Origin of the sequence: Proteus hauseri ATCC 700826 (genome assembly GCF_001654965.1) — a bacterium.
GTDB lineage: Bacteria > Pseudomonadota > Gammaproteobacteria > Enterobacterales > Enterobacteriaceae > Proteus > Proteus hauseri.
The window spans coordinates 17,051-43,609 of record NZ_LXEV01000034.1 but is presented as its reverse complement, the minus strand read 5'-3'; the positions used below and the strand labels follow the sequence as shown (position 1 = coordinate 43,609).

Genomic DNA, 26,559 nt, shown 5'->3' with positions numbered 1-26,559 from the left:
ACCACAAGAGTCTGAGGAAAATATTGAATGAGTGAATTGACTCATGATGGTGTAGAGCGCCAAGCGCTCCACTTGTTTACGGAAAATGCCTATCTCAATTACTCCATGTACGTCATTATGGATCGTGCATTGCCTTTTATTGGTGATGGGTTAAAGCCTGTTCAGCGTCGTATTATTTATGCAATGTCTGAATTGGGTTTAAGTAACAATGCAAAATTTAAAAAATCAGCGCGTACAGTGGGGGATGTGTTAGGTAAATATCATCCTCATGGTGATAGTGCTTGTTATGAAGCTATGGTGCTAATGGCTCAACCTTTTTCTTATCGTTATCCATTAATTGATGGACAAGGAAACTGGGGAGCTCCGGATGATCCAAAATCATTTGCGGCAATGCGATATACCGAGTCTCGGCTATCCAAATATTCACAAACATTATTAAGTGAATTAGGGCATGGCACCGTTGATTGGATCCCTAACTTTGATGGCACGATGCAAGAGCCAAAAATGTTACCCGCTCGTCTACCTAATATTGTACTAAATGGTACAACAGGCATAGCAGTCGGGATGGCAACGGATATTCCGCCACATAATACGCGTGAAATAGGGCAAGCATTAGTGATGCTATTGGATAATCCAGATGCAGGATTATCTGACATTATGCAATATGTTCAAGGGCCTGACTATCCAACTGAAGCTGAAATTATTACTGCTCCTGACGACATTAAGAAAATTTATAAAACTGGTCGTGGTTCAGTAAGAATGAGAGCAGTTTGGCAGAAAGAAGACGGCTGTGCGGTGATTACAGCATTGCCTCATCAAGTTTCTGGCGCAAAAGTACTTGAACAAATTGCAGCATTAATGCGGGCAAAAAAACTACCTTTAGTTGAAGATTTACGCGATGAATCTGATCATGAAAATCCAACAAGACTAGTTATTGTTCCTCGCAGTAATCGTGTCGATTTAGAGCAGGTGATGTTCTATCTGTTTGTTAATACTGATTTGGAAAGAAGTTATCGCGTTAACCTTAATATGATTGGGTTAGATAACCGTCCAGCAGTAAAAGGTTTACTCACTATTTTAAACGAATGGTTGGTTTATCGTCGCCAAACAGTAACAAACCGCTTAAATCATCGCTTAGAAAAAGTGCTACGTAGATTAGAAATTCTCAAAGGCTTATTAGTTGCTTATCTAAACATTGATGAAGTGATTGAAATTATTCGTCATGAAGATGAGCCAAAAGCAGAGCTAATGCGCCGTTTTGAGCTTTCAGATATACAAGCAGAAGCTATTCTAGAATTGCGTTTACGCCACTTAGCCAAACTTGAAGAGATGAAACTAAGAGGCGAGAGCGACGAGCTTGAAAAAGAAAGAGAAAGTATTGAAAAGTTACTTGGCTCACCGCGTCGTTTAAATACCTTATTGAAAAAAGAGATAGAAGCTGACGTAAAAGAGTTTGGTGATGACAGACGTTCACCGATTCGCCCTCAAGAAGAAGCGAAAGTGGTTAATGAACAGGATATGTTGCCATCAGAGCCTATTACTATCGTATTGTCTGAAATGGGCTGGGTTCGTAATGCAAAGGGACATGATATTGATCCTAGTGCGATGAGTTATCGTGCTGGTGACAACTATCATAGTGCTGTACGTGGCATGAGCAATCAGCCAGTGCTTTTTCTTGATTCAACAGGACGAAGTTATACATTAAGCCCAATGGATATGCCATCGGGGCGTAGTCAGGGCGAACCTTTAACCAGCAAACTGACATTCCCACCTGATGCAAGCGTAAAATATATGCTGGCGGGCAGTGCGGGGCAAGAATATTTACTGGCGACAAAAGAAGGCTATGGCTCGGTTCTCTCTTATGAAGAGATGGAAACGAAAAATAAAACAGGTAAAGGTTTATTAACTGTTTCTGAAGATACTGAATTATTAGAACCGTTCTTAGTTGATGCTCAAAAGAAAAACGATCAACATTGGTTAATTATCATCACAGATAAAACCCGTATTTTAGCCATTTCAGCAGAACAACTGAATGAAATGAATAAAAAAGGGCGTGGCACTCGCTTAGTTAGTTTAGGCAAAGAGCAGGGTGATGTTATTGAGCAAATAATTTTAGCACCGAAAAATGAAGCATTAATCTTTACGGTTGATGGTCAACATGAAGTGCTAAAAGCAGAAGAAATTAACTATTTCAGTGGTAATGCGGGGGATGAACCCATTCCACTTAAACATCTTCACCCTGAAGCAGTGACGGTGATTATGTCTGAAAATGGCCTGATCCGTTGCCAGAAAGGACATAATATTGATGCCGAATCTGTTGGCTTTAAAGCTGGCGATGGTTACTTTGATGCAATAGAGGGGATGAGTAATCAACCTGTACATTTAATTGATACAACGGGGCAAAGCTATACTGTTGATATTGATGCATTACCTTCAGGTCGAAGTAAAGGTGATACGCTGACTGATAGACTTAAAATTCAAAAAGGTGCGCAGTTACGCCATGTCATCATGGGTGAAAGTACTGATAAAGTCTTAATGGCATCCGATGCTGGGTATGGTTTTATTTGTCATGTTGAAGATTTAACGTCTAAAAATAGAGCTGGTAAATCATTATTAACACTCCCTGAAAATGCGCTACCATTACCACCACAACGATTGAATAATGAATCAAGTGATCTGATTATGATCATTACTCAAGGTGGCAGAATGCTTATTTTTGAAGCATCAGAATTACCAACAATGGCAAAAGGAAAAGGAAATCAAATGGTTTCTATTCCGGCTGCTCAGGCTGCAAGTGGCGAAGATAAAGTTGCTTGGTTACGTATATTGCCAGAAAATGCATCAGTCACATTGCATTTTGGTAAACGTAAATTAACGATGTCGATGAATGAATTATTGAGCTTTAAAGCAAAACGTGGGCGCCGAGGAACTTCTTTACCTCGTGGTGCACAAACAATAGATCATATTGATATCGAAACAAATTAATTACTCTATTTAAATTAATAATTTGTGGGTCATTTGACCCACTTGTATTAGGACGCTAAAACCTATGTTAGCTATTATTCGTGGCATCATTGTCATTTTGTACACCATTATTGTGGTGACGTTTGGCATGATCTACTGCATGTTTTCACCAAGAAATCCTAAACATGTCATGACTTATGGTCGTTTATTTGGCAAGTTATCGCGCGTTTTCGGCATCAAACTGGTGGAACGATTCCCCAAAAATGCGCAAAATTATGGCCCAAGTATTTATATCGGTAACCATCAAAATAATTTTGACATGGTAACTATGTCGAATGCGGTTCAGCCAAATACTGTGACAGTAGGTAAAAAGAGCTTAGTTTTTATTCCATTTTTTGGACTGCTTTATTGGATCACGGGCAATATTTTGATTGACCGCTCTAATCGTTCTAAAGCACATGGCACCATTTCTCAAGTTGCTGACCAAATAAAGTCAAAGAAAATCTCTGTTTGGATGTTCCCTGAAGGTACCCGTAGTCGTGGTCGTGGCTTGTTACCTTTTAAAACAGGCGCTTTTCATGCAGCTATTCAAGCTGGTGTACCTATTATTCCTGTGTGTGTCTCTACAACTCAAGGCAAAATAAAGCTAAATCGTTGGAATAATGGTTATGTTATTGTGGAGATGCTACCCCCGATAGATGTATCTAAATACAATAAAGATCAGGTACGAGAGTTGGCTGAAGATTGTCGCCAGATAATGAAAGCTAAAATTGAAGAACTCGATAAAGAAGTTGAAGAAATGAACCAACGAGATTTTGCGGGTAAATTGAATTAATAGAGATAAACTTCACTTAATTATCATAATATAAGCCTGTTTTTCAGGCTTATATTGTTTTTAATGTATGAAAATACGCTATGGTATTAACTATTTTTAGGATTTATGTCACATCCGCGCTATTATGCTCCCGTAATTTCATTTAAGTCCCCTGTATTTAAACATCACAGCAGCTTTTTTTTCCTAACACAGCACTTTTTATTGCGAATTAGGAATATTTGTATTTTGTTGCGGAGAAAGTATGTCATTTAGTCGTCGCCAGTTTATTCAGGCTTCAGGCTTTGCGGTATGTCTGGGCTCAATATCTTTTACAGTTCGTGCTGAATCAGCCATTGATAAACAATTACCGATCCCTCCATTGTTAGAATCTCGCAATGGTCAGCCTCTTTTTTTAACGTTGCAAAATGTTCATTGGGCATTTAATGGCACACAAAAAGTTGAGGCTTGGGGAGTCAATGGTTCAATGCCTGGACCTACCATTAAGGTAAAAAGTGGCGATGATATAAAACTGATTTATAGCAATCGTCTTAATGAACCTGTATCGATGACGGTAAGCGGATTATTAGTTCCCGGTACTCAAATCGGTGGAGCCGCAAGGCTAATGTCTCCGGGGGCTTATTGGTCTCCTGTGTTGCCTATTCGTCAAAAAGCAGCAACATGTTGGTATCATGCTAATACGCCTTTCAAAATGGCTCCTCACGTTTACAACGGCCTTATGGGAATGTGGATCATTGAAGATGATGAAAGCAAATCATTGCCATTACCTAAGCATTATGGCGTGAATGATTTTCCTATCATCATTCAAGATAAACGAATTGATAATTTTGGTGCTCCTCAGTACGACCAAGAGGCTGCATCAAATGGATTTTATGGTGATACACTCTTAGTGAACGGTCGTGAAGACCCTTATATTGAAGTTTCAAGAGGCTGGATCCGTTTGCGTTTAGTTAATGCTTCTAATGCTCGCCGTTATGAATTAAAAGCAAATGATGGACGCTCACTTTATCTCATCGCTTCTGATCAAGGTTTATTAACCGCACCTGTTGAGTTGAAATCTATTCCTATGGCCCCCGGTGAAAGACGTGAAATCTTAGTTGATATGTCTGAGGGTAATGAAGTCACAATCACTGCGGGAGAAAACGCAGGTTTTATGGACAAGCTACGAGGTATTTTTGAGCCGTCAAATTTACTGCGTAATGCGAATATTCTCACTATTAGACCAACGGGATTAATGTCATTAATGACAGATAAAGTCCCCCAACAATTAGCAGTAGATGACACACAAATTACGTCAGCGATTCAGCCTAGAAGCATTCAATTGCATGATAGCCCCCCTGGTATTAATAATGCCCGATGGGAATTATCAAGAATAGACTTAGTGGGTAAGCAAAATGGTTGGGAACGTTGGATGGTCACGGTGCCTAGCCCGCAACCTTTTCATATTGAAGGGGTCCGTTTTAAAGTGATTAGTCATAATGGACAAAAACCATCGCCTGCTGATTTTGGTTGGAAAGACACTATATGGATTGAAAATCAAAGTGAATTATTGGTGGAATTAAAACAGCCTTCTTACGGACACTTTCCTTTTCTTTACTATAGCCAAATGTTAGAAAATGCAGATAAAGGTATGGTAGGACAAATAGAAATTACGCCTGCGGAATAACACGAAACTTAATTAAAAAAAGTGCTTTTTATTTATTATTTACTAAAGTTAAATAATCTAAAAATATTTAATTTTTAGAATTGTTAACTAAATTAAGGTTATTGTTTCCTTATGTATTGTCTCTTTATTTAATTTATTTAATTTATTTAAATATTGAATCAAGGTACTATAAATTTATTAATCGTTAATTTTTAGAGTTTGTAAAATCGTTTGTATTGATCTAACTTCGTTTCATCTATCTGTATATTTGTGATTAACTAGTCATTCTATCTATTTTTATGGATGGTTTTTATATTTTTGCGATGTCTATCAAGTAATTATTTCTATATAAAACAGAGAATCCTTACGCCTTTATTTTTGACTTCTAATTGATGTTATTAATTTAAATTTAACTAAGGTATTAGAATGAACAAAGAAATAGCTTTAAGTCATCGTCACAATTCAAAGAAAAAAAATATAATAAATAAAAATGTATTTCAACTTTCTCTTGTTGCATCAGCGCTTCTCTTTTCCGGATATTCCGTTGCTTACTCTGAAACAGGACAACTTGGCGATAAACAAAGTTGGGAAAGTCAAGAATATCAAAAGGATTGGGGACTTGCAGCCATGAATGCCTCTAGTGCTTACGCATTAGGCTTTCATGGGCAGGGTGCTAAAATCGGTGTAATGGATTCAGGCGCTTTATTATCTCACCAAGAGCTGAGTGGCTCACGTTTTCATGCTGTAAAAGCGAAAGGCGAATATGGCACAACGGGAATGCGTTATCCTCAAGAAATGGGGGGGAATTATGAAAAAGGCCAAGTATTTGACGTAGATGGCGGTTGGATAAAAGGCGTAAATGATACACACGGAACACACGTTACCGGAACAGTAGGTGCTAACCGTGATGGTAATGGCATGCACGGTGTTGCATGGGGCGCTGATGTTTATCTTGGTAATACTGGTGCGACAGACAGTAATAACTATGGCCCTTATCAAGACTATCAGTATTTTTATACTGGCTGGAAAGCGATGGTCGATGCGGGTGCTCAGGTAATTAATAATAGCTGGGGAACTAATCCGCGTATTATTAATACTATACCAACAAAAGGTCCTGATGGTGGTAATACAACAGTACATATGCCTGTTGATACCACAGCACAAACAGAATATGAATATTTTTATTTCAAGAAAGTTTATGGCGATAAACCTTCTTTTGTTGATGCCGCTTATGATGCTGTAAAAGGGACTAATACCGTACAAGTATTCACAACGGGGAATCGTGACTTTGCCCAGCCTTATTATCGTCCTCTTTATCCTTATTTTAATCCAGAAGCAGAAAAGCATTGGATTGCAGTCGCTGGTCTTGAACAAACCGCAGATAAATCGGGGTATCAATTAATTAAAGTCTTCAATGAAGCCGGTAATGCGAAATGGTGGACAGTTGTTGCACCAGGTCGTGCAATTTACTCTTCAGTTGTTGATGAAGAAGGTAACGCAGGTTGGAATACTTTTAGTGGAACATCAATGGCAGCACCACACGTTACCGGTGCTATGGGTGTTCTAATGTCACGTTATCAATCGATGGATGCGATGCAAGTACGTGATGTGATGTTTACAACCGCTAATCATCGTAATCCAGACGGAAGTTTATATGATAGCTGGACTGCGGATGAAGGAACTCCAGATATTCGTTATGGCTGGGGTACGCCTGATTTAGATAAAGGCATGTATGGCCCAGGCCAGTTCTTAGGTAAATTTGAATATAAACTTGATGCTGTGCCATTAGATGTATGGACAAATGATATTTCACAAACCGCATTAGATTTACGTGAAAAAGAAGATCTTGCATGGTTGAAGGAATATCAAGATAAAGGAATTGCAGCAGGTGGCGATTATAATTTAGGCACTGATTTTGTTATTAATGACGGCAATCCAGATCCAACTTCGCATATTGTAAGCAAAGAAGATGCTGAAAAATGGCGTAAAGAGTATTACCAAAAACGTGCTGATGCTATTCAAGCTAAAATAGATGCGGGTTTATATAACGGCTCTTTAGTGAAGAAAGGTGAAGGAACATTAGTGATGACAGGTGACAACACATATCGTGGTGGCACAACTGTTGAGCAAGGTACTTTATATGGTTTTACTGAATCATTAGGTACGAAAGCTGTTAATGTGAATGGCGGTAAATTAAGTGTTATTAATCGTTATAACGATACTTTCACTCAAAAAGGCCAATTAGCTTCTAATGAAAGCCATAAAGCGAATATTAATATCAACGATAAAGGAACTTATTTAGTTACTGTTGGGCACGATGTTAATGTTGGCGATTTGGTGCTGAATAAAGGTGCTATTTTAGATGTTGGTGCTGATAATGTAGGACAATTACGTGATGTTTATCTTAATGATAATGTTACAACCGGAACAGTAAATGCCGATAATTTAACGGATAATCGAGTTAAAACTAAAATATTAGCCGCTAATAATGATATAGCGACTAACAATGATTATGCGTTATTTGATAAAAATGTTTCCGTAAAAGATAACGCAATTACAGGTACATTAAGTAAGAAAGAAAATACTTCTTTAGCGACTTTTGCAAATAATGAAAATGGTCGTTCTATTGCTAATGCTTTAGATAGCAATGGCAGTGGTGAATTATTTAATGCAGTATTACCAATGAATGAAAAAGATTTAAGTAAAACCTATCAGTCATTGGGTAGTGACATGTATTTAAATGCGAATAACGCTAGTGTTGTTAACGTATTAGGATTAACAAGAACAGTGAAAGATCAGGCAATTGGTATAGGCCATGGTCGTTATGCTCAACTTGATAATAGTAATGCGCGTATTTGGATGACGGGTATTGGCCAATGGGGCAGTGCTGACTATGGTCAAAGTAATATGGACGTTGATTTTTATGCCGGCTTATTAGGTGCAGAGATTGATATTACTGAAAATACCAAAGTCGGTCTGTTCTTTGGTGCGGGTTCTACTAAATATAAAGGTAATGAACAAGGTAAAATAGAAAGTAACGATATTCATATCGGTGCTTATGGGGTATCAAATCTTTATGATGTTGCTTCTTTAAATTATGGTATTACTCATACTAATCAAGATAGAGATGCAAAAAGAACACTTTGGGTAGGACAAAATACAGGTTATAACTCAACCAGTTATGATGCAAAGATCACTCAAATTTTCTTAGAAGGTGCTTATACCCAATTTAATACTGATAAATACTCTATTGAACCTTATGCTGGATTTAACTGGTTACGTGTATCAACAGATGATATTAATGAGAATGTGGGTAATATGAAGTTTACTACTCATACTGATTCACAAGATATTCAAGTGGGTACTGTTGGTTTACGTGGTGGTTATCCATTTATGGCCGGCAATGTAAATATGGCATTAAAAGGTGATATTTCTGCGAGCCATCTATTTGGTGATAATCGCCCTGAATCACGTTTATTCTTATCAAACTCTGGTGACGCAACATTACGTGGCGGTAAATTAGATAATTTATTTGGCGTTGGTTTAGGTGTTGATGCACAATTAAGTAAATCAACTACTTTGGGTATTTCTTACCAAGGCCAATATAACAGCGATATCAGTTCTAGTGGTGTTAATGCAACATTGAAAATTAATTTTTAATTAATATTTATTACGTTAAATATTAAAGCCCTTAGTGATAAGGGCTTTTTTTTATATTAAAATTTATTAATTTAATTATAAATATCATTATTTAACAGGGTGTAACAATTATGGTTAAATTAATAAATAATGATACTTTTTTTAATTGTGAATGTAATAAACTTATTGTTGATTTAAATAAAACTAGAAATAGAATTAATAAGATAGAAAATATCAATCTTTCTCTCTTTTTATCAGTCGAAAATAAATCTTTTATCTATAAAATAGTAGAAAAAATAAAGTCTATTTTTAATGTAGAGAAAAAAATAGACTTTATTAAAACAAAAGGGATGTTTAATTTATCAAAATTTTTAACTGATGATATACGCAGGAAGAAGGTAAAGGATCTTGACAAAATAACTATTAGCAAAAAAGAATTGCATGACTTTATTATTGATTATAATGATAATAATAAATTAAACTCATTTAATTGGTTTGTTGGTCAGTATGTTAAAACTAAAGGCGATTTGCTATTAGTAACAAAAATAGCATATTTCTTAGAAGATAATAAGTGTGAATTTAATCCATTTAATTTAATCATTGAATCAACTCGTATATCAAATTATTTATTTCTATTCAACTCTCTAATTACAGAAGTAAATAATGAAATAAAAAAGAAAATTTTCTTCGATGTTATCGAAGACTACTTTAATAAGAATAAAAGTGATTTTGAATCTAGCCTGAAAGTAAAACAACTAGATTTATTTTTAGAAAATAGTTATGTCATTGAACGTTCTGATGAATTAAAGCAAGCCTTTAAGAATATCATGAAAAATATGATTAATAAAAATATTGATTTTAATGAATTTATAAAAGATCTTATCAGTATTGTAGTTGAAGAAGTTGAAGAAACGAAAGAAGTAAAAAAATTACAAGAATATTTTAATCGTTATTGTTCGGCAGAATATTATTTAGAAGTTTTGAATGATGTGATAAATAAATATAAATTAGATGGTATAAACCGTGAACAATTTAATAAAATTATGAAACATACAAATAATATTATTAAAGATATTAATCGCTATGTTTGCCAACATTTAAATAAAATTAATGATGATTCATATATAGGAATAGATAAAGAACAATATCTTATTAGAGTGGATCAAATTTTAGATGTATTTAAACGGCTAGAGTGCTAAGTGAAAAGAAACGCACCTATAAAGGTGCGTTTCTCAGAAGATAAGGTTAACTTAATGCTACTTTAATTCCTAATCCAATTAATACAACCCCGAGCACTTTATCAATGCTTTTTTGAATTTTGTTTAGCATTTTTCTTACTGGCGCGCTTTGTATTAATAAAACCAATAAAGGCCAATAAATAATCGCTAAACCCCAAATAATAAATGCATACCACAGCTTTTCACTAATACTGGAATCAATACTTAGTACTTGAGTGAAAACCGCAAGGAAAAAGAGCGTTGCTTTGGGATTGAGTAAGTTACATAAGAAGCCTTGCATAAAGGCTTTTTTAAAGCTGATCTGTGAATGCTTTGCTGTGTTTTCATCAATCGTATGATTAGATTTTGACAGTAAGCTTTGTAAGCCAATCCAGAGTAGGTAAGCAGCACCAGCATATTTCAACACAGAAAAAAGCCATGGTGTTGTGGTAATTAATACAGCAATACCCGCAACACAATAAGACATATGAACCAGTAAAGCCGCGACAATACCCATTGCTGTCATCATTGCCGCAGAGCGTTGATAACGAGCCGCATTTTTTACAACGAGAAAAAAGTCTGGTCCCGGAGAGATCATCCCAAGTAAAGCAATTGTAAAAACGACTAAAGAAGTTTCAAGCATAATAGCGCCTTGTATATAACAATATTATAATGATTGTATCTTATATGATTAAGTTAACACTTCGAGTATAAAGCAATTATTTATTATCGAGGAAGCATAATTTGTATCGACTCAGGTTTTAGCTTTACGTATAGTGTGAACAGTTTTTTTTCCCCATCTTTACCCGTAGGTGTGTAAATGAATATTAGTTTAATCGCAGCATTAGCGATGGATCGCATTATTGGTATGGAAAAGGCAATGCCTTGGACATTACCTGGTGACCTCGCATGGTTTAAAAAAAATACGTTAAATAAACCCGTTATTATGGGCCGGGTTACTTATGAGTCTATCGGTCGTCCTTTACCGAATCGTCTTAATATAGTATTGAGTAGCCAACCAGGAACTGATAACGATGTTGTTTGGGTTAAATCAGTAGAGGAAGCATTACAAGCCGCTGAAAATCATGAAGAAATTATGGTTATTGGTGGTGGCAAAGTTTATGAACAATTTTTACCAATGGCGAGTTCATTATATCTGACTCATATTGATGCGGAAGTCATTGGTGATACAACTTTCCCTGATTACGAGCCCGATGAATGGGATTCTATTTTTATGGAATATCATGAGGCAGACGAAAATAACTCACATAATTACTGTTTTGAAATACTAAAAAGAAGAAAATAACATTAATTAATTAAAAAGGGAGATTAAATATCTCCCTTTTTATTATTTGTATTTTATTAATACATTTATATTTATAAGGTAACTCTAATATTCTAATAAAAATATTAGAACAAATTAAAATAGCTTTATTATTAAATAATCATTATTTATATTTTAATAAATTTGCTTTAAAAGAATAATATATGAGATATATATACATATATAGTGTTTTTATTCTATAAACACTTAAAAAAGACACTTAATTCACGACGATAAAAAAATAACTAATTGAATTTAAAGGTTTTATTTTCGTTAGAAAGAAAATAAATCTTTTATACTAATTAATTACCATTATTTGAGTGAAAAAAAATGGTTTATTAGAATAAAGTGACGACATTAGATATAAAAAGCATAGAAAACAAGCCATTCACTTTGCCGTTGTACGCTTGTATTCTATGTTAAAAAATTAGAGTAAAACAGAAATGTTTATTGTGATGTAGATAAGCTTGGTTGAGTAAAAAATTGCTTATCTTCCCAGCGTAAGCAAGTAAGATCACCGCCCCAACAACAACCTGTATCTAATGCATAAACATTATCAGGTGTGCCTTTGCCTTCAAGAGATGCCCAATGACCGAAGATAATGCTATAACCTTCTGGTAACTGGCTTGGTAAATCAAACCACGGTTTTAACGGTGCAGGGGCTTCTAATGGCTTATCTTTGCAAATCATATCGAGCTGACCATTAGGGAAGCAATAACGCATTCGTGTTAATGCATTAGTACTAAAGCGTAAGCGAGCAAGTCCTGTAAGTTCTGGTGACCAGTTATTTGGCATATCCCCATACATTGAGTTAATGAATAGCGGATAGCTATCACTGCTTAATATGGCTTCGACTTCACGAGCACAGATTTTTGCTGTTTCTAAATCCCATTGCGGTGTAATACCCGCATGTGCCATCACCAGTTTTTTTTCTTCGTCAACTTGCAACACGGGTTGGCGCCTTAGCCAATTAATTAGTTCGTCAATATCTGGTGCATTTAGTAATTCATTCAATCTATCTTTTGGTTTATTGCGACTAATTTTTGCAAAAACACCAAGTAGATGAAGGTCATGATTACCTAATACAAGTTTAAGAGAAGAACCTAAACTTTTTACAAAACGCAAAACCTCTAGTGAATCAGGACCCCGAGCAACAAGATCGCCAGTTAACCAAAGAGTATCCTGAATAGGATCAAAATTTACTTTATCAAGCAGATGGCGTAATTCTTGGTAACAACCATGAACATCACCAATTAAATAAGTAGCCATAATTAGTTTATCAATGTCGGAAGTGCAAGACGGAAAACAGGGATCTCTATTTGAAATAATCGGCCATTAGCATCTATCATTTCATAATGACCTTCCATAGTGCCCATTGGCGTTTCAAGAACCGCACCACTGGTATAGCGATATTGTGTTCCGGGTTCAATCAAAGGCTGTTCACCGACAACCCCTTCACCTTGAACTTCAGTGGTATGTCCTTGAGCATTAGTAATTAACCAATATCTACGCAGGAGGCGAATTGCACACTTATTCAAATTATGAATGGATACCGTGTAAGCAAAGACATAGCGTTGATTATCAGGTGAAGATTGACTTTCAATGTAAACGCTTTGTACTTGTATCGCCACTTTTGATGAGGTGAACATAGTGCCTCCTGTTTCTGGTGTTCTCTTATGCTTCTTGCTTTTGCGATAACCAGTTTGCCACTTTGCAGTACTGCTCAACAGAAATATTTTCTGCACGAGCTGTCGGATCGATATCAAGCGCAATCATATCTTCTGCTGCCAATAATCCACCCAAGCTGTTACGCAGTGTTTTACGTCGCTGGTTAAATGCTTGTGCAGTAATACGACTTAACATCGTTAAGTCACTAACTGGATAAGGTTTTTCTTTGTAAGGGATTAAGCGAACTACTGCTGAATCTACTTTAGGTGCGGGTCTGAATGAAGTAGGTGGAACTTCAAGAACAGGAATAATCTGGCAATGATATTGTGCCATTACACTTAATCGACCATAAGTTTTACTGCCATGACCTGCAACTAGACGATTTACTACTTCTTTTTGCAGCATAAAAGTCATGTCTGAAATGGCATCTGCAAAACTAAATAGGTGAAACATTAAAGGAGTCGAAATGTTATAAGGCAAGTTACCAAAGACACGTAGAGGCTGCTGACGTTCTTTTGCTAGTGCAGCAAAATCTATCGTCATAGCATCTTGCTGAATAATGGTCAGCTTGTCTTTTAATGTTGGATGAATCTCTAAGCGCGCAGCTAAATCGCGGTCGATTTCAACAACGGTCATTTTATCCATTCTTGCAGCAACTGGCTCAGTTAATGCACCTAACCCTGGGCCGATTTCAACAACGGCTTCACCTGGCTTTGGGTAAATGGATTCAACAATACTTTCGATAATATAGCTGTCGGTTAAAAAGTTCTGCCCGAAGCGTTTGCGGGCAAAGTGACCCTGATGGACTCTATTATTCATTACAATTTTGTATCATATTAATGGCTAAATTTAATGCGGTGCGAAAACTGCCAGCATCTGCACTTTTAGTACCTGCAAGTTCAAGGGCTGTCCCATGATCAACAGATGTACGGATAAAAGGAAGACCGAGGGTAATATTCACTGCACGACCGAAACCTTCGTATTTTAGCACAGGTAATCCTTGATCGTGATACATTGCCAGCACCGCATCTGCATGAGCTAGATATTTAGGCTGAAAGAGTGTATCTGCCGGATAAGGACCATGAAGATGAACTCCTTGATCACGTAATTGTGCTAATGCCGGTTCAATTATATCAATTTCCTCACGACCCATATGACCACTTTCACCGGCATGAGGATTAAGACCACAAACATAAATTTGGGGGGATGTAATACCAAATTTTGTTTTTAAATCATGGTTTAGTATAGTAATTATTTCATTGAGAAGCTGACCTGTTATTGCATCGGCAACGTCTCTTAAAGGGAGATGTGTGGTAGCTAAAGCGACTCTTAGAGTATCTGTTGCCAGCATCATTACAACACGTTCACAGTGGCTGCGATCAGCAAAAAATTCTGTATGTCCTGTAAATGGTACGCCAGCATCATTAATAATGCCTTTATGTACTGGCCCTGTTACTAATGCAGAAAACTCACCGTTAAGACATCCATCACAAGCCCTTGCTAATGTTTCTACAACATATTGCCCATTACGTGCATCAAGATGGCCAGCAATAACATCAGCATGGATCAGCGGTACTGGCAGTATATAGATTTGGCTAGGGATATGTACTAAAGGTGGCGTATTGGGATCGTATTCGACTACAGTAAGTGGAAGATCTAATAATTGCGCTCTGATTTTCAGTAATTGAGGATCTGCACAAACAACCCAAGGCAGATCCCAATTCATTTGAGCTAATGAAATGATTAGATCAGGACCAACCCCGGCTGGTTCGCCGGGGGTGATAACAAGTGGTTTATTAAGCTTAGTTTGCATTATTGTCGTTCATAATTTGTACATAAGCCCCTGCACGCAATTCTTGCATCCAGTTTTGAACCTCTTCACTAAACTTACGATTAAAGAGTAAACGGTAAGCTTGTTCTTTATTTGCTGCATCTGTTTTATCAACACTACGAGTGTCTTCTAGTTCAATTAGATGCCAGCCAAAGTTTGAGCGAACAGGTTGGCTCATTTCATTTTTATTTAAACGCATTAAGGCGTCGCGGAATGCGGGATCATAAACATCAGGCATCGACCATCCTAAATCACCACCACGTAATGCGGAACCTGGATCTTCAGAATATTCTTTAGCGGCATCAGCAAAGCTTATTTTTCCGCTACGAATATCTGCTGCAATTTGCTGTAATTTTGCGTAAGCCTGCTCATCATTCATAATTGGTGAGCTTTTTAGCAGGATATGGCGGCCTTTAACTTCGGTAACAGAAATAGTTTTTGAACCACCACGCACATCATTAACTTTGATGATATGCAAACCAACACCAGAATGAATCGGCCCTACAATTTCACCTTTTTGGGCGTTAGCGAGCTCTTTAGCGAAAAGCGTTGGCAATTCATCAATAGATGCCCATCCCATATTACCGCCATTGAGTGCTTGTGGATCGGCAGAATAGGTTGCGGCTAATTTACCAAAATCAGCACCACTTTTAATTTGATTCATAATACGAGCCACAACTTGTTTTGCTTTTTCGATTTCAGCTGGAGCCGGATTTTCTGATAATGGAATTAAGATATGGCTAAGATTTAGATCAACACTTTGACTACTTTGGTTCTCGATTTGTTTGGCTAAAGAATCAACTTCTTGAGGTAAAATAGTAATGCGGCGGCGTACTTCATTATTACGAACTTCAGCAAGCATCATTTCTTTACGAATATCTTGACGATAATCGTTATAAGAAATGCCATCTGCAGCAAGGCGTTTTTTCAGATTTTCAAATGAAACATTATTTTCAGCAGCAATGCCTTTAATGGTTGATTCAACAGCAGCTTCTGGAATATCAATTTGCATTTGTTGGGCCATTTGCAAAATGATGTTATCCATGACTAAACGCTCTAAAATTTGTTGGCGAAGAACTTGCTCATCAGGCATTTCTTGACCTGCATTTTTTGCGTTCATCTTCACGGTTTGTAGCATTCTATTGACGTCACTTTCTAAAACGACACCATTATTTACCACAGCAGATACGCGGTTTAATTCTTGTGCAGCAAATGCTGTTGAGCTGGTGGCTGCACCGACTGTGATCATAAAGCCGATAAACAGCGTTTTCCAATTTTTCATAAGTTTCCCATTATGTGTTTTCCGCATCTTGTTGCGGGGTGACATATTTATTCAGCCAATTTCGTAGTCTGATAACATCAGAATGCTCTTTGATAAGGTAAGATACCGCGTTCAAGCATTTTCTGGCTACCCAAACTATGATTGTTACTTAGGCCTCTGAGTTCCACATTGACAGACCATTTATTATCGATATCGCTGTGGTCTACTTTCCAGCCAACAATTTTGCGTTCATAACCGACGTTTACGGCCCAACAACAGGTATTATATTGTATACCAACCATTTGGCTAACAGGCTCTGATTCTTTGGTATCAAAGTAATAGGAGCCTACCAGTCCCCAGCGTTCAGCTAATGGCCAACTTCCCACCACACCGATTTGAGAAATTCCTTTTTGGTAATCTTTTAGCCAATTGTTCTGTGAATCTTCAAGGGTACGAATACGAGTTGCTTGAATATAATCACGGTCTACATAACGATAGTTTAACTGTAGAAGGTGGTCGCTATCTTTACGATATTCCATAATCGCATCACCCATAGACACACTACCTAAGCGGCGGTCATATTGTAATCCACCTCGCATACCCCACTCATCAGAGATACGCCAGTAAGCATCACCCGCCCAAACCATAGAGCCTGATTCATCTTTACTATTAATAATTTCATTAATTTTTGATGAAGGGCCTGTTCTTGGTCGCTCAAAGAAGTAGATTTGACCCACAGAAACGTTAAAACGTTCAACCAGTTCGCTATCATAAAAACGCGAAGTTACCCCAGCAGTTAATTGGTTTGCAGAGGCAATTCTGTCTAAGCCGCCATACATTCTGTCGCGAAATAAACCATTGTAGTTTGATTGCAGTAGTGACGAGTCAAAGTTATTGATATTGGTTTGATCTTTATAAGGAACATAAAGATATTGAACGCGAGGTTCTAAAGTTTGTGTGATATCGCCTTGACTATACTGGCGCTCAAAAACCACTTTCGCATCAGATTTAAATTGGGGCAGTACACGGTTAACATTATCTTTTAATACATCCCCGTATTTTTCTTTGTAAGCATCAGGAATATCTTGGTCGTAATGAGTGGCCATTAGCTTTAATTCGTTATTAAAGCTTGCCCAACCATTTGAGAGTGGTAATGAAACGGTAGGTTCGATGTGGAAACGATTTGCCTCAGGAGTATTGTCGCCTACGCTAGTAAAACGGACAAATTGAGCGTAGGTACGAAAATCAAATGGACCAATATCGTTTTTGTAATAATTAAGATCAAGTTGTGGTTCTGCACGGTATGCCTTGGCATTTCTATTTTCAGAGAAAATCTGAAATTGTTTCGTGGTGAGTGTGGCATTCCAATTTTGCTGTGCATAACCCGTACTGAATTTTTGTGTTGCGTAACCGTCAGTGGTATTACCGTACTGCGAGGTAAAATCGGTGAAGTATTTATTATCGCTTACTTTGGTGTAATCGATATTAAAACGCCAGACGTTATTCATTACGCCATTATGACCCCAGTAAAATAACCAACGACTTGCAGAATCACGAGGTAGATAGCCTGCATTCGCTTCGTTTTTGTCTTTATTATACTGTGTGTCGTGATTTATCCAGTCAACTGCAATAGTACCGCTTCCTGGCGTGGTTAAATAACGGAATTCATTATCTAATTTTAAGCCTCGGCGACTGATATAGTTGGTGGTAATGGTTGCATCGTAATTAGGGGCAATATTCCAGTAATAAGGCAGTAAAAATTCAAAACCAGAACTACGAGAATAACTTCCGTTTGGAATAAGAAAACCTGAGCGACGTTTATCACCAATAGGAAGTTGAAGATATGGGCTGTAAAAAATCGGCACATTTGCGACACGAAAACGTGCATTCCAGATTTCAGCAACTTGTTCTTCTCGGTCTAAGATGACTTCTGAACCTAAAACACTCCAGCTATCATCACCAGGTAAACAAGAGGTGAACATTCCTTTATCCATAATGGTATAGCGGTTTTCTCCACGCATTTGCATTTTATCTGCGTAACCACGGCCTTGACGGCCAACCATTTGGTAATCACCTTCTTCAATATCGGTGTCTTTATTGTTTAAATTAGACCAAGCACGAGGGCCTTTTAAGATGATTTGTGGATCATCGTAAGACACATTACCCGTTGCCGTTACCATTCTTAATGGTACTTCACCCTCAGTCTGTGTTAATTCAACACTATCAGCACTGAGAGTTTGGTTGCCTTGTGTAATACCTACATCACCTTTATATCTAACCATACGCGGGTATTCCCCTTGCATATCATTAGCTTTAATAGTGACTGGTAACTTATTAGGATCACCTTCTACGAGAGGTTTGTTATAAACAGGAACTCCCAGCAGGCATTGAGAGGCAAGATCAGCATAAGCAGGCTGACCATATATTGTGGCCCAAACCAAGGTGGCCAGCAGTGTGGGATAACTTTTTTTCATAAGTATTTATGTGCTTCCGTCATCAGTGGCTTCTTACTGCTAAACAGCCAGAAACTAACGCAGGGAGTTACGCGACATCAGCCCGACGTCCTGAACATTGTTCTAACGGTAACCGAAAAAATGGCGTTAACCTCATTTTTTCGATGTTTCTGTGTTGAAATAGGTTAATAGCTTTATTAGAAACAAAAAAACACCGCGCTTGTGCGGTATTTAATGCTGTATAACAACGCTAAGGTTATTCGTTTGGTCACTCATTTTACTTTAACACAATTTAAACGAAAACAGCATTATCTCTGTATAAAGAGAAAGGGGGATTTCGCTTATTTTAAGAAAATTTCTATTTGATGTCGGCTTGGCGTTAGGTGTGAAAGCAAATGAATAGTATGATAATGCAAATTTGTGAGCAGGGCATTGACGATTTGAGGAGTGTATGCGCTATTGGGGAAAATTATTAGGCCTTATCATTGGTAGCTTTGCTGGTGTGGGCTTTTGGGGAATTGTCATTGGTGTTTTTCTTGGTCATCTTTACGATGTGCAAAGAAGTAAATTAGGCAATGGCGGGCGTTTTACTCGTGATAGACAAGCATTTTTCTTTGCTGCGACATTTCAAGTGCTTGGACATCTTACAAAATCAAAAGGGCGCGTTACACAAACAGATATCACACTTGCTAGTCGTCTAATGGATAGAATGAATTTGCATGGTGCAGCTCGTCAAGCCGCGCAACAAGCCTTTAGAGAAGGTAAAGCATTTGATTTTCCGTTACGTGCAACATTACAACGAGTCAGACAAAGTTGTGTCGGTCGCAGTGACTTGCTTCAGATGTTTCTGGAAATTCAGTTACAAGCGGCATTTGCAGATGGAGAACTCCATCCGAACGAGAGAAAAATGCTGTTTATCATTATTGATGAGCTTGGATTTTCGCGCGCACATTTTGAACATATATTAGCAATGATGCAGGCTGGCCAAAATTTCCATTATCAAAATGGCAACGCTTATCAACAAACATCTCAAGGCCCAACGCTATCTGACGCTTGTAAAGTCCTCGGTATTAAAGAGAGTGATGATGTTAAAACGATAAAAAGAGCTTATAGAAAACTGATGGGTGAACATCATCCTGACAAGTTAGTTGCAAAAGGTTTACCACCTGAAATGATGGAAATTGCAAAACAAAAAGCACAATCTATACAAGTAGCTTACGATTTGATTAAAAAAGAAAAAGGATTTCGTTAATATCTTGTAAATGAAGATGAGAAAAGAGAGAATTATTCCGTGATAGAGATAACTTAGACTAAGTTGAGTTTATTATTTATCACGGTAAAATATAAATGAAATTTAATTATTTCATTCACTCTTCTCTTAAAAAAGGAACTGAATCAATGTCAAACGTCCGTGTTCTTGTTGGGGTTATGGGATTAGCGCTTTGCTTGCTCCTTGCTTCACTAAGTTCGGTGACCGTTTTAGTTTCGTGACAGAAGCTAAAAATCTGCAAGGCATTCAAAATGTATCGGCGTATGGAATGCTGGATGCGTAATGAATAACTCTTGAGCGTGTAACTGCAGGCGAGGTGCCATCACTCTTGCCTGCTGGTGAGCATAAAAACGATCTCCTAAAATAGGATGACCCAACGCCAGCATATGTACCCGCAATTGATGAGAACGCCCCGTAATGGGTGATAACTTTACGCGAGTTGCATTCTCTTCATATTCCAGCACTTCATAAAACGTTTGTGCAGCTTTTCCAGTTTCATGACATACCTTTTGTTTTGGTCTATTTGGCCAATCACAAATCAATGGTAAATCCACCAATCCTTCTTCTTTTTCAAGCCGACCCCATACGCGTGCGATATAGGTTTTTTTCGGTTCGCGCTCACGAAACTGGCGTTTCAGTTCTCGCTCTGCCGCTTTATTTAATGCCACAACCATCACACCACTTGTAGCCATATCAAGGCGATGCACTGATTCAGCGTCAGGAAATTCCGCTTTAATACGAGACATAATGCTGTCGTGATGTTCTGGTGCTTTACCCGGTACAGAAAGTAATCCACTTGGTTTATTAACAGCAATAATATGTTCATCTTGATAAAGAACATGTAACCAAGGGTCTGTTGGTGGGTTATAAACTTCCATCATGGTGGATATCTCACAAAATAACGGGGAGTGCAGACTCCCCGTTGTCAGTATACTTACTGGTGGGTAACAACAATAAGGCGAATAGCATCTAAGCGCCATGTTGCTTCATCTAAGTGATTCAGAATATGCGTGCGCTCATTTTCAATGGCTTCAACTTCATCATCACGAATATTGGGGTTAACAGCACGCAATGCAGCTAAACGAGAAAGTTCATGTGTTAATACACGGTCTGCTTGTGCTTTTGCTTTGCTAATTAGCGCTGTCGCTTCTGTTTCCATTAGTGGTTCAGAGGATTTCAGTACATGGTGAACTTCACTTTGTACAGCATTAACCAATTTACTTGATGTATGACGATTAACCGCATTTAATTGGCGGTTAAAGCTTTCAAACTCAACCTGAGAAGCAAGGTTGTTGCCTTTTAAATCGAGCAATAAGCGAACTGGCGTTGCCGGTAAGAAGCGGCTCAAATGCAGATGCTTAGGCGCTTGAGCTTCTACAACATAAATTAGCTCAATTAATAATGTTCCTACTGGTAGCGCTTTGTTTTTCAGCAAAGAAACGGCACAACTTCCTGTATCGCCAGAGAGCACTAAGTCTAAGCCATTGCGAATAATCGGATGTTCCCAACTAATAAATTGAGTATCTTCGCGAGATAGCGCTTGCTCTCTATCAAAGGTAATTGTGCAGCCATCTTGTGGTAATCCAGGAAAATCAGGGACTAACATATGATCAGATGGCGTTAATATGATCAGACTATCACTGCGATCTTCTTGATTGATGCCAACAATATCAAAGAGATTAAGTGCAAAATTAACCAGTTCAGGATCGTTATCTTGTGCTGCAATTTTACCTGCTAACTCAACACCTTTCTCACCACCATTAGAGTGCATTTCTAATAGACGGTCACGGCCTTGTTCTAATTTGAGCTTCATGTCATCGTGCTGTTTACGGCAAGACGCAATAAACTCATCAAAATCAGCAAGTTCATTAGGTTGAGCAAGATAATTAACTAACGCATTGTATTCATTATCATAAATTGTACGACCTGTTGGGCAAGTGTGTTCAAAAGCATCTAAGCCTTCGTGATACCAGCGAAGTAAAACAGATTGCGCAGTACCTTCAAGGTAAGGAATGCTGATATCGATATCACGGTTTTGACCAATACGATCTAGACGACCAATACGTTGTTCTAATAAATCAGGATTGAAAGGAAGATCGAACATCACCAGTTGATTTGCAAACTGGAAGTTGCGACCTTCAGAACCAATTTCAGAACATAATAGGACTTGAGCCCCTTCTTCTTCAGAGGCGAAATATGCCGCGGCACGGTCACGTTCAAGTAATGACATACCTTCGTGGAACACTGCGGCACGAATAGCCTCACGCTCACGTAATACTTGTTCTAATTGCAGCGCTGTTGCAGCTTGAGCACAAATAACCAGTACTTTTTCATGGCGATTTGCAGTTAAAAAGCCCAGCAACCACTCAACACGTGGGTCGAAGTTCCACCAAGTCGCATTTTCACCTTCAAACTCTTGGTAAATACGCTCAGGGTAAAGCATCTCTTTTGCACGAACTTCAATGCTTTTTTTCGCAGCCATAATCTCAGCAACTTTAATGGCTGTTTGATACTGTGTCGGCAACGGCATTTTTATCGCATGAAGTAAACGATTAGGGAAACCTTTAACGCCAGAACGGGTATTACGGAATAGCAAACGGCCAGTACCGTGTCTATCCATTAGCATATGAATAAGCTCTTGGCGTGATTGAGTACGATCATCACCTTTGGTATTGGCCGCTTTAAGCAGCGGCTCAATATCTTGTTCGCTGATCATTTCACTAATGATAGTTTGTTGCTCGACACTTAAATCGTCTTCAGACAGTAAAATAGTCACCGCGTCAGCAACAGGGCGATATTTTTGTTGCTCACTAATAAACTCGTTGTAGTCGTGGAAGCGGTTAGGATCAAGTAAACGTAAGCGTGCAAAGTGGCTTTCTTGCCCTAATTGCTCCGGTGTTGCGGTGAGTAACAGCACAGATGGAATTGAGTCTGCTAACTCTTCAATTACTTGATATTCACGGCTTGGTGCTTCTTCGCTCCACACAAGGTGATGCGCTTCATCAACCACCAACATATCCCATGTTGCTTCAACGAGATGCTCAAAACGTTGTTTGTTTTTGCGCACAAAATCTAACGAGCAAATAATCATCTGCTCAGTTTCAAATGGGTTATCGCTATCAAGCAGCGATTCGCTATAGCGGCTATCATCAAACAGTGAAAAACGCAGGTTGAAACGACGTAACATTTCAACTAACCATTGATGCTGTAAGCTCTCTGGTACGATAATGAGTACGCGTTCAGCACGACCGTCCATTAACTGCTGGTGGATTATCATACCTGCTTCAATGGTTTTACCTAAACCTACTTCATCTGCCAATAACACACGTGGGTTATGTCGTTTACCCACTTCGTTGGCAATATAAAGTTGATGAGGAATAAGGCTGGCACGAATACCGCGCAAACCACTTTGTGCTTGTTTAAATTGCTCGCTCATAAATTTACGAGCGCGATAGCGTAGTGCAAAGCGATCCATACGATCAATTTGCCCAGCAAATAAGCGGTCTTGAGGCTTATTAAAGGTCAATTTATTATCGAGGAACACTTCACGCAATTGTGTTGTTTCTTCAGTGTCGAGACGAACACCTTGATAGATGAGTAGACCGTTATCCTCTTCAACGTTATCGATCATCAGCTTCCAGCCTTCGTGACTGGTGACGGTATCTCCTGCATTAAACATCACCCGCGTAATTGGGGCGTCGTGACGAGAATAAAGACGGTTCTCTCCGCATGCAGGGAAAAGTAGGGTAACCATACGGGCATCAATTGCCACAACAGTACCGAGCCCAAGTTCGCTTTCTGTATCGCTAATCCAACGTTGACCAAGAGTAAAAGGCATATATATAAACTCAGCTCTCAAATATATAATTTAGAAGTTAATTATTAATGAATGCAGTATTGCGGTGTTGTCATTAAAATCTGGGAGATAAAAAATGTCTATTCTTTAAGCAAAGAAAAGATAATTATCACCAAAGGGGCGTTATGTTAATAGATGCAAGGCAAGCCGTCACCTGCAAAATGACACATCTTAAAATGAGAGTGTCATTTGTCCATTTAACAAGGTAGAAAAATCATCTTGTATAAAGGGGAGAATAGCATCTGCAATAGGCATTAACTGCTTATTGATATAGTGCTCGTAATCAGGTGCTGAGGTAACATGCTCTAACGGTTCAGGCCCTAAGAGGGTAATTATATAACTAATCCAGCCACCTTGCTGATATTGTTGCGGTCTATTTTTTGATTGATTATATGCATCTGCTAAACGTGCTGCTTTAACATGGGGGGGAACGTGATGCTGATATTCTGATAATTTGCGACGTAAGCGCTTACGATAAATAAGCCTATCATCGTATTTTCCTGCTAGCGTATCAGCCACGTAATCGCGAATAAATTGTTGATAAGGTTGCTGATGAAATATTCTCATATACAGCTCTTGCTGAAATTGCTGCGCAAGCGGTGTCCAGTCGGTTCTAACGGTCTCTAATCCTTTAAATACCATCTTATCGCCGCTCAATCCGGCATATCGCTTTTTACTGCCCGTATCCATATTGCGTATAGTTGGCATCAAAAAACGCCGATAATGAGTTTCATATTCAAGTTCTAGTTTACTATCAAGTTGATAAGTTTCTAATAAATAATCTTTCCACCATTGACTCACTTCTTTTGCCAATTGGTGGCCAATCGCTTTTGCTTGCTGTTCTGTATGTGTTTCTTTTAACCAGACAAAAGTAGAATCAGTGTCACCATAAATAACTTGATAACCCTTGGCTTCAATTAATTTTCGGGTGGTTTTCATAATTTCATGACCACGCAATGTAATGGAAGAGGCAAGGCGAGGGTCGAAAAAACGACATCCAACAGAACCTAATACACCATAAAATGCATTCATGATAATTTTTAACGCTTGAGAAAGCGGCGCATTTTGGTGCGATTTTGCGTTATCCCGCTCATGCCAAATATGTGACACAATTTCAGGTAAACAGTGCTGTTGGCGAGAAAACCAAGCATTACGAAAACCAGGAACAGCAAGTTTTTCTTCAGGTTGATAAGCGCCTTCAATCATTCCGACTGGATCAATTAAAAAAGTACGGATAATAGAAGGATAAAGGCTCTTGTAATCTAATACTACGACTGAGTCATATAAACCCGGAGTAGAATCCATAACAAAACCACCGGGGCTATGTTCTTCAGGCTTTTCACCTTGATTGGGCGCCACATAACCAATGCGGTGCATTGAAGGTAAATAAAGGTGAGTAAATGCCGCCACAGAGCCCCCACTTCTATCAACAGAAAGCCCCGTTACACAGGCTCTTTCTAACAGGAAGTCCATGAGCTTTGTTTTATCAAAAATACGATTAACCAGCACACAATCTTGCCAATTATAATAAGCTAGAGCGGGTTTATCTTCTTTAAAGCGTCGGTTGATTTCGTCCATTCTGGCATAAGGCGTATCTATGGCTTTGCCTTCACCTAACAATGTTTGAGCAACAGACTCAAGACTAAAAGAGGGAAAATTCCATGTCGCCATTTTTAGTGCTTCAATTCCATCAATGATTAAACGGCCTTGTGCAGAAGCAAAAAAATGTCCTTTTTTAAAACCATGCTCTCGCCACTCTAATGCACTATTTTGGCGACCTAATAGTAGGTTTATGCCATAACGTTGTGCATGGGTGTGTAAAATACGCAAATCGAATTGAATTAAATTCCAACCAATAATAGCGTCGGGATCGTAATGTTGTATCCATTCGTTAAGCCGTTCAATTAAATGCAAACGGCTGGTGACATAGTGCAGGCGATAGCCTTCTGGCTGCTGACTTTCTTGAACTACAGGCAAACTTTCTGTCAGCATAAACACTACATTATCGCCACAACCAGCAAGACCAATAGAATAAAGCTCGCCAAATTCACTGGTTTCAATATCTAAAGAGACAGCGCGTAATGTTGGTCGATAATCGGGGGCTGGTTTTAAGCTAACAGTATTATTTGTTTGATAACGAAACCAAACCGGCGCGGTGATAAAGCGCTCCATCATATAACGCTCGTGTGGGCGAATATCGCCCTCATCCGAATATTGTGTTCTTTTAATTGTTGTTCTAGCTGCGTTAGCTGGCGGTATTGCTTGCAGTAAAGACCAAAAACTGGCTCACGATTAAAATCTTTCAAATCAAGAGCACGAATTTCAATATCGCGATTATTACCCACTAATGAGCGCAATTGTGTTTCGTGTTGTTGAGAAACAAAACCGATAGCATATTGTATTGGAACTGTAATTTTACGAGCACCATTCTCAGTTGCTAACCAATAGGAAACGACCACACCTTTTGGTGTATCGCTCCAATGGCGTGTGAGAATAAAACCTTGCTCAGTATGACCAATCATTGAGTTCCTAATAAATACACTAAAAGAATAAAAAAACATCATTAAATATGTATTTATTATAGTCAAATCTATGGTTA

The 26,559-nt window shown here is 38.2% G+C and carries 16 protein-coding genes and 1 pseudogene; 7 read left to right on the top strand and 10 right to left on the bottom strand.

Features of this window, described 5'->3' with window-relative positions:
* Nucleotides 1-27: 27 nt before the first annotated feature.
* The 5 genes from parC to M997_RS15540 all read left to right on the top strand — a co-directional run bounded on the left by parC (nt 28) and on the right by M997_RS15540 (nt 10,279).
* Nucleotides 28-2,985, top strand: coding sequence for a DNA topoisomerase IV subunit A (gene parC / locus M997_RS15560; RefSeq protein ID WP_064721027.1), 2,958 nt, complete (start codon nt 28-30; stop codon nt 2,983-2,985).
* A gap of 64 nt (nt 2,986-3,049) precedes the next feature.
* Complete coding sequence (locus M997_RS15555; RefSeq protein WP_064721026.1) at nt 3,050-3,799, top strand: 1-acylglycerol-3-phosphate O-acyltransferase; 750 nt, start codon at nt 3,050-3,052, stop codon at nt 3,797-3,799.
* 241 nt (nt 3,800-4,040) lie between these two features.
* The gene (gene ftsP, locus M997_RS15550) at nt 4,041-5,462 is read left to right on the top strand and encodes a cell division protein FtsP (RefSeq protein ID WP_064721024.1); all 1,422 of its coding nucleotides are present in this window, start codon (nt 4,041-4,043) and stop codon (nt 5,460-5,462) included.
* Nucleotides 5,463-5,867: 405 nt separating this feature from the next.
* The gene (gene pta / locus M997_RS15545; protein WP_064721022.1) at nt 5,868-9,101 is read left to right on the top strand and encodes an autotransporter Pta; all 3,234 of its coding nucleotides are present in this window, start codon (nt 5,868-5,870) and stop codon (nt 9,099-9,101) included.
* Nucleotides 9,102-9,211: 110 nt separating this feature from the next.
* Nucleotides 9,212-10,279 carry a hypothetical protein gene (locus tag M997_RS15540; RefSeq protein ID WP_064721020.1) on the top strand — a complete coding sequence of 356 codons (1,068 nt, stop codon included), beginning with the start codon at nt 9,212-9,214 and terminating at the stop codon, nt 10,277-10,279.
* A 46-nt stretch (nt 10,280-10,325) separates the two neighbouring features.
* Here the strand turns inward: M997_RS15540 and M997_RS15535 are convergent, their stop codons facing one another.
* On the bottom strand, nt 10,326-10,940 hold the full coding sequence (locus M997_RS15535; RefSeq protein WP_064721019.1) for a LysE family translocator: 615 nt from the start codon (nt 10,938-10,940) through the stop codon (nt 10,326-10,328).
* 177 nt (nt 10,941-11,117) lie between these two features.
* Between M997_RS15535 and folA the strand changes: the two genes are divergently transcribed.
* A complete protein-coding gene (gene folA / locus M997_RS15530; RefSeq protein ID WP_064721018.1) occupies nt 11,118-11,603 on the top strand; it encodes a type 3 dihydrofolate reductase in 486 nt (161 codons plus the stop codon).
* A 465-nt stretch (nt 11,604-12,068) separates the two neighbouring features.
* Here the strand turns inward: folA and apaH are convergent, their stop codons facing one another.
* From apaH to lptD, 6 genes are read right to left on the bottom strand one after another with little or no spacing between them, the layout of a single operon-like run.
* The gene (apaH, locus tag M997_RS15525; RefSeq protein ID WP_064721017.1) at nt 12,069-12,890 is read right to left on the bottom strand and encodes a bis(5'-nucleosyl)-tetraphosphatase (symmetrical) ApaH; all 822 of its coding nucleotides are present in this window, start codon (nt 12,888-12,890) and stop codon (nt 12,069-12,071) included.
* Nucleotides 12,891-12,892: 2 nt separating this feature from the next.
* On the bottom strand, nt 12,893-13,270 hold the full coding sequence (apaG, locus tag M997_RS15520) for a Co2+/Mg2+ efflux protein ApaG (protein WP_064721016.1): 378 nt from the start codon (nt 13,268-13,270) through the stop codon (nt 12,893-12,895).
* Between the two features lie 25 nt (nt 13,271-13,295).
* A complete protein-coding gene (gene rsmA, locus M997_RS15515) occupies nt 13,296-14,108 on the bottom strand; it encodes a 16S rRNA (adenine(1518)-N(6)/adenine(1519)-N(6))-dimethyltransferase RsmA (RefSeq protein ID WP_064721015.1) in 813 nt (270 codons plus the stop codon).
* Nucleotides 14,101-15,102 (bottom strand): 4-hydroxythreonine-4-phosphate dehydrogenase PdxA, encoded by a 1,002-nt coding sequence (gene pdxA / locus M997_RS15510; RefSeq protein WP_064721014.1) that lies wholly within the window; start codon nt 15,100-15,102, stop codon nt 14,101-14,103. The genes rsmA and pdxA overlap by 8 nt, the downstream gene beginning before the upstream one ends.
* Nucleotides 15,092-16,429, bottom strand: coding sequence for a peptidylprolyl isomerase SurA (gene surA / locus M997_RS15505; protein ID WP_074379368.1), 1,338 nt, complete (start codon nt 16,427-16,429; stop codon nt 15,092-15,094). Before surA ends, pdxA begins: the two co-directional genes overlap by 11 nt.
* A gap of 50 nt (nt 16,430-16,479) precedes the next feature.
* Entirely contained in the window at nt 16,480-18,855 is a 2,376-nt protein-coding gene (lptD, locus tag M997_RS15500; protein WP_064721012.1) for an LPS assembly protein LptD, read from the bottom strand.
* A 430-nt stretch (nt 18,856-19,285) separates the two neighbouring features.
* On the opposite strand from lptD, the gene djlA reads away from it, so the two are divergent.
* Nucleotides 19,286-20,086, top strand: coding sequence for a co-chaperone DjlA (djlA, locus tag M997_RS15495; RefSeq protein ID WP_064721011.1), 801 nt, complete (start codon nt 19,286-19,288; stop codon nt 20,084-20,086).
* A 245-nt stretch (nt 20,087-20,331) separates the two neighbouring features.
* On the opposite strand, the gene rluA is transcribed toward djlA, so the two are convergent.
* The 3 genes and pseudogenes from rluA to M997_RS15480 all read right to left on the bottom strand — a co-directional run bounded on the left by rluA (nt 20,332) and on the right by M997_RS15480 (nt 26,482).
* Entirely contained in the window at nt 20,332-20,985 is a 654-nt protein-coding gene (gene rluA, locus M997_RS15490; RefSeq protein ID WP_064721010.1) for a bifunctional tRNA pseudouridine(32) synthase/23S rRNA pseudouridine(746) synthase RluA, read from the bottom strand.
* Nucleotides 20,986-21,038: 53 nt separating this feature from the next.
* A complete protein-coding gene (rapA, locus tag M997_RS15485) occupies nt 21,039-23,942 on the bottom strand; it encodes an RNA polymerase-associated protein RapA (RefSeq protein WP_064721009.1) in 2,904 nt (967 codons plus the stop codon).
* 189 nt (nt 23,943-24,131) lie between these two features.
* Nucleotides 24,132-26,482 (bottom strand): annotated as a pseudogene (locus M997_RS15480) (DNA polymerase II).
* Between the last annotated feature and the right edge of the window lie 77 nt (nt 26,483-26,559).

Excerpts from the sequence above, each read along its gene's own strand:
- apaH (WP_064721017.1), bottom strand. The coding sequence starts at position 12,890 with ATGGCTACTTATTTAATTGGTGATGTTCATGGTTGTTACCAAGAATTA.
- surA (WP_074379368.1), bottom strand. The coding sequence starts at position 16,429 with ATGCGGAAAACACATAATGGGAAACTTATGAAAAATTGGAAAACGCTG.
- djlA (WP_064721011.1), top strand. The coding sequence starts at position 19,286 with ATGCGCTATTGGGGAAAATTATTAGGCCTTATCATTGGTAGCTTTGCT.
- M997_RS15540 (WP_064721020.1), top strand. The coding sequence starts at position 9,212 with ATGGTTAAATTAATAAATAATGATACTTTTTTTAATTGTGAATGTAAT.
- parC (WP_064721027.1), top strand. The coding sequence starts at position 28 with ATGAGTGAATTGACTCATGATGGTGTAGAGCGCCAAGCGCTCCACTTG.
- rluA (WP_064721010.1), bottom strand. The coding sequence starts at position 20,985 with ATGATGGAAGTTTATAACCCACCAACAGACCCTTGGTTACATGTTCTT.
- M997_RS15555 (WP_064721026.1), top strand. The coding sequence starts at position 3,050 with ATGTTAGCTATTATTCGTGGCATCATTGTCATTTTGTACACCATTATT.
- rapA (WP_064721009.1), bottom strand. The coding sequence starts at position 23,942 with ATGCCTTTTACTCTTGGTCAACGTTGGATTAGCGATACAGAAAGCGAA.
- lptD (WP_064721012.1), bottom strand. The coding sequence starts at position 18,855 with ATGAAAAAAAGTTATCCCACACTGCTGGCCACCTTGGTTTGGGCCACA.
- pta (WP_064721022.1), top strand. The coding sequence starts at position 5,868 with ATGAACAAAGAAATAGCTTTAAGTCATCGTCACAATTCAAAGAAAAAA.
- pdxA (WP_064721014.1), bottom strand. The coding sequence starts at position 15,102 with ATGCAAACTAAGCTTAATAAACCACTTGTTATCACCCCCGGCGAACCA.
- M997_RS15535 (WP_064721019.1), bottom strand. The coding sequence starts at position 10,940 with ATGCTTGAAACTTCTTTAGTCGTTTTTACAATTGCTTTACTTGGGATG.
- rsmA (WP_064721015.1), bottom strand. The coding sequence starts at position 14,108 with ATGAATAATAGAGTCCATCAGGGTCACTTTGCCCGCAAACGCTTCGGG.
- apaG (WP_064721016.1), bottom strand. The coding sequence starts at position 13,270 with ATGTTCACCTCATCAAAAGTGGCGATACAAGTACAAAGCGTTTACATT.
- ftsP (WP_064721024.1), top strand. The coding sequence starts at position 4,041 with ATGTCATTTAGTCGTCGCCAGTTTATTCAGGCTTCAGGCTTTGCGGTA.
- folA (WP_064721018.1), top strand. The coding sequence starts at position 11,118 with ATGAATATTAGTTTAATCGCAGCATTAGCGATGGATCGCATTATTGGT.